This is a genomic window from Ruoffia sp. FAM 20857 (assembly GCF_045528645.1).
Classification (GTDB): domain Bacteria; phylum Bacillota; class Bacilli; order Lactobacillales; family Aerococcaceae; genus Ruoffia; species Ruoffia halotolerans.
Window position 1 is genome coordinate 1 of the sequence record NZ_JBGQRB010000086.1, and the last position, 3,468, is coordinate 3,468.

3 protein-coding genes are annotated in these 3,468 nt (G+C 36.5%); 1 reads left to right on the forward strand and 2 read right to left on the reverse strand.

Annotated elements, in window-relative coordinates:
• Positions 1 to 163: 163 nt before the first annotated feature.
• Positions 164 to 1,066: a diacylglycerol/lipid kinase family protein gene (locus ACEN4N_RS11180; RefSeq protein ID WP_407094248.1), complete on the reverse strand. Its 903-nt coding sequence runs from the start codon at positions 1,064 to 1,066 to the stop codon at positions 164 to 166.
• Positions 1,067 to 1,245: 179 nt separating this feature from the next.
• On the opposite strand from ACEN4N_RS11180, the gene ACEN4N_RS11185 reads away from it, so the two are divergent.
• The gene (locus tag ACEN4N_RS11185; RefSeq protein WP_407090482.1) at positions 1,246 to 2,607 is read left to right on the forward strand and encodes a polysaccharide deacetylase family protein; all 1,362 of its coding nucleotides are present in this window, start codon (positions 1,246 to 1,248) and stop codon (positions 2,605 to 2,607) included.
• Positions 2,608 to 2,671: 64 nt separating this feature from the next.
• Here the strand turns inward: ACEN4N_RS11185 and ACEN4N_RS11190 are convergent, their stop codons facing one another.
• Entirely contained in the window at positions 2,672 to 3,316 is a 645-nt protein-coding gene (locus ACEN4N_RS11190) for a phosphatase PAP2 family protein (RefSeq protein ID WP_407094249.1), read from the reverse strand.
• Positions 3,317 to 3,468 lie beyond the last annotated feature (152 nt).

Sequence of the window (3,468 nt, forward strand, 5' to 3'; positions counted from 1 at the left end):
GCTTAGTTCCACTAAGCGAATTGGTAGAGTCTGCTTACGCAAGGTATTGAACCGCCGTGTACGGAACCGTACGCACGGTGGTGTGAGAGGTCGACTAGTCAAATAATGGCTAGTCTCCTACTCGATTGCCTATTATAGATCTAATTTAAATAATGAATCCGGATTATTTTTGTTTAGGAGTTAGCACATTGATATAGTTAGGTAAGACGCTAATTTCCACCGGGAAAGAAGGACCTTTATCTCCATCAACGGCCACATGTGTACTACCATCTTGATTAAGTAATTCGATCTTGATATTTTTGGCATCTACCGTTAACACACCGTTGTTTTGAACTTTCTCAGTATCGAAGATCCAGTTAGCAATACTTCCAACTCTATCTCCTAAAGTCGTTTTCTTTAAACCAAAGATGTGTAATTTACCATCATTATAGCTTGCATCTTTGAAGAAGTTAGTTAAACCAACCACACTACTAGATACGCCAATTAATAATAAATCTAATTCAAATTCATCGACTTTATTATCAATATTTAAGCTGAAACGGTAACTCTTTTGCTCGTTTAACGCTTGAATTCCTTCAACTAAGTAAGCGACAGGACCTAAGCGTTCCTTCTCTTCTTCATTTACTTCGAAGACACTTTCAGGAATTGTTCCCGTGGAAACTAAACTTAAGAAAACTTGATCATTCACAAGCCCTGCATCAATGGATTGTGGAGTAAGGTTTGGTAAATCCTTAACAGCTTTATCCAAGTTTATTTCGATATTTAACGCACGTGCAACATTATTTACCGTTCCAGTCGGCAAAATGGCAATCTCTGGCCGATAATCTTCATCTTTAAGACTCGAGGCAAGAAGTGAAACCGTTCCGTCACCACCTAAAATAACGATAGTATTATATGTTTCGCGCGCAGCTTCTTGAGCGAATTTGACAACATCATCGCCGGATTCTGTTATATTTATTGTTGCAAAACGTCCATTTGCTTCAAGGATTTCTTTCGCTTGTTGAGCATAGTCTTCTGCTTGTTTTTGTCCAGAAGATGGATTTGCAATAATCATGACATCTTTCATTTTATCTCTTCCTTTTAGAAAATTTATGTATATACTATACCGCTCGTTTTTATGAATAACAACTACTTGGAAAGGACTCAACTTCAAATGTGAATTAATTGTTAAAATTTTAAATAATACCTGAAAAAAAGACTATCTCTGTTACAATTGAATTATCGCATTAAAGGAGTTGTAGTTGAATGAGACTGAATTTGAAAGACATGGATACAAAATCACAAACAACGCTAATTAGTATTGGGACAGTTATTTTTGCGGTTTTAATGACGGCATTATTTGCTAGACATCATCAGCAACAAGTGCAAAGTATTGATTTGGCGACAAATGCCATACAAGACTTGTATTTAGATGAGGGAAATACGTATTTGAACCCAAAAATATCTCCAGAACTAATAAAAAATGCTGAAGTGACCGCTAAAGAAGTTGGAGGCGTTCAAGGAAACAGGCTTCAACATCTAGTAAAATTAGCAGAGGATAAGCAAGTGGCAATCGCCAACTTATCTGAGCTTTACCAAAGTGATGAACCAATTATTATCGGTGAACAAATTAAAGAAGGGCTTCCTTTAAATGAAGCAGTGACGCCCCAATTAGTAGCCGAACAAAAAGAGCAATTACCTTTTTCCGATGAAGATGCTCTCACAGAAACAATCTACTCTCATTATGATCAGATTCTAACAACCTTTAATGAAATCGAAACAGCAAGTGACCAGATTCAACACTTATCTGAAGAAGTCCATTCAGCCTCTTTAGAACAAGAAATTCAAGCTTTTTCTAAAGTGGAAGAAGTGCTTTTAAAAAACCAAAAACATCCACAAACTAAAGCAGTGATTGATAAGTATATGGAAAAATGCCGAATTTACGGCGAAGATTTAGTTGAACATACTGAATTACTTGAATCCAATCAGGCAATCACAGAAGCGATTTTTAATTCACGTGGTTTATCTGCCCCTTTAACGGGCTCTCCCATTGACGAGCGGCCGTTAGTTGCTCTTACCTTTGATGATGGCCCTACTGAGAATACCTTAGAGATCCTAGAAGTCTTGGACGAACATGATGTTACAGCCACCTTTTTCTTTTTAGGGCGATCAGTCGAGGCCAATCCAGATATTGCCAGAGCAGTGGTTGAAGCAGGGCATCAAATTGGAAACCATTCCTATTCACACGCAAATTTTGATTTATTAAATATAGGAGACGTTGAACACGAGACTGAGATCACACAAGAAATCATTGCGGATGCTACAGGCGTAACGCCGAATATCTACCGCTCGCCTTATGGTAATGGTCGACAGAAAATGTTGAAACTTTACCCAAATATGGAACCTATATATTGGAATGTTGATTCAGAAGACTGGTTAAGTAAAGATGAACAAATAACTAATGAGCATATTGCTAATCACTTACAACATCGATCAATTATCTTAATGCATGACACTCAATTATCAACCACCGAGGCAATTAAAACACTCATACCTCACTTAAAAGAGCAAGGTTACGTCTTTGTTTCACCTACTCAAATTCCAGAAGCAGATTCATATCGGCTATAAAAAAATCCTCGGAGAATATCCGAGGATTTTTTGTGCATAATTATACTATACAACCTTGTCGCATTTACTTTTTAGCTTTAATCTCTGGTCTTCTTGCCAGAAAAAAGCTAAGTGACAGCAACAACCAGAATAAGCCAAAAGAAAAACCAGCCAATACATCACTAAAATAATGTACTCCAAGGAAAATTCGGCTAAAACCGATGAATAAAACAATTAAAAAGGCGAATACAATCAGAATACGACGAAACACGCTTGGTTTGAGGGACAGAATGAGTAACACAATGACGCAACCAAAAGCAACCATCGAAGAAAACGCATGACCACTCGGGAAAGAATAACTACTTTCTTTCACCATTCGAATCGCTTCATTTGGACGACTTCGTTGAACAATATTTTTAACCAGTGGATTCAATGCCAAACTCCCAATCGCATTTGTAATTAAGATCCATAGTGGTAAATCGATTCTCTTAGTTAAAAGGTAAGCAATCACCATCAAAATAACGACCGTCGAAACGACACTCATTGGATTCGCAAGAATTGTTACGGCATTAAAGAATGAACTTAATAGGGGTGTCCGCCAAGAAACAATTTCAAGCGTAATAAGATTATCCAGATGTTGAATGGCATTCATATTGAATATAACAATTGCAATAATAATCAAAAAGGGTATCAGAGCAAGTAATGAGTAATTTAAATATTTTTTATTCATAAAAGCACCTCGGTATTTTATTTAATTGTTGAATTGCAATAATTATTGCGACAATTTTTTATTTACTCAATTAATAAGAGTTCGTGTAAAAATACTTCCAAAGGTGTTTGGTAATCTAAGCATTTCCTAGGACGATTATTCATTAACCACAA

What these genes read in the sequence shown, in the direction of transcription:
- ACEN4N_RS11185 (WP_407090482.1), top strand. Translation starts at nt 1,246, where the DNA reads ATGAGACTGAATTTGAAAGACATGGATACAAAATCACAAACAACGCTA.
- ACEN4N_RS11190 (WP_407094249.1), bottom strand. Translation starts at nt 3,316, where the DNA reads ATGAATAAAAAATATTTAAATTACTCATTACTTGCTCTGATACCCTTT.
- ACEN4N_RS11180 (WP_407094248.1), bottom strand. Translation starts at nt 1,066, where the DNA reads ATGAAAGATGTCATGATTATTGCAAATCCATCTTCTGGACAAAAACAA.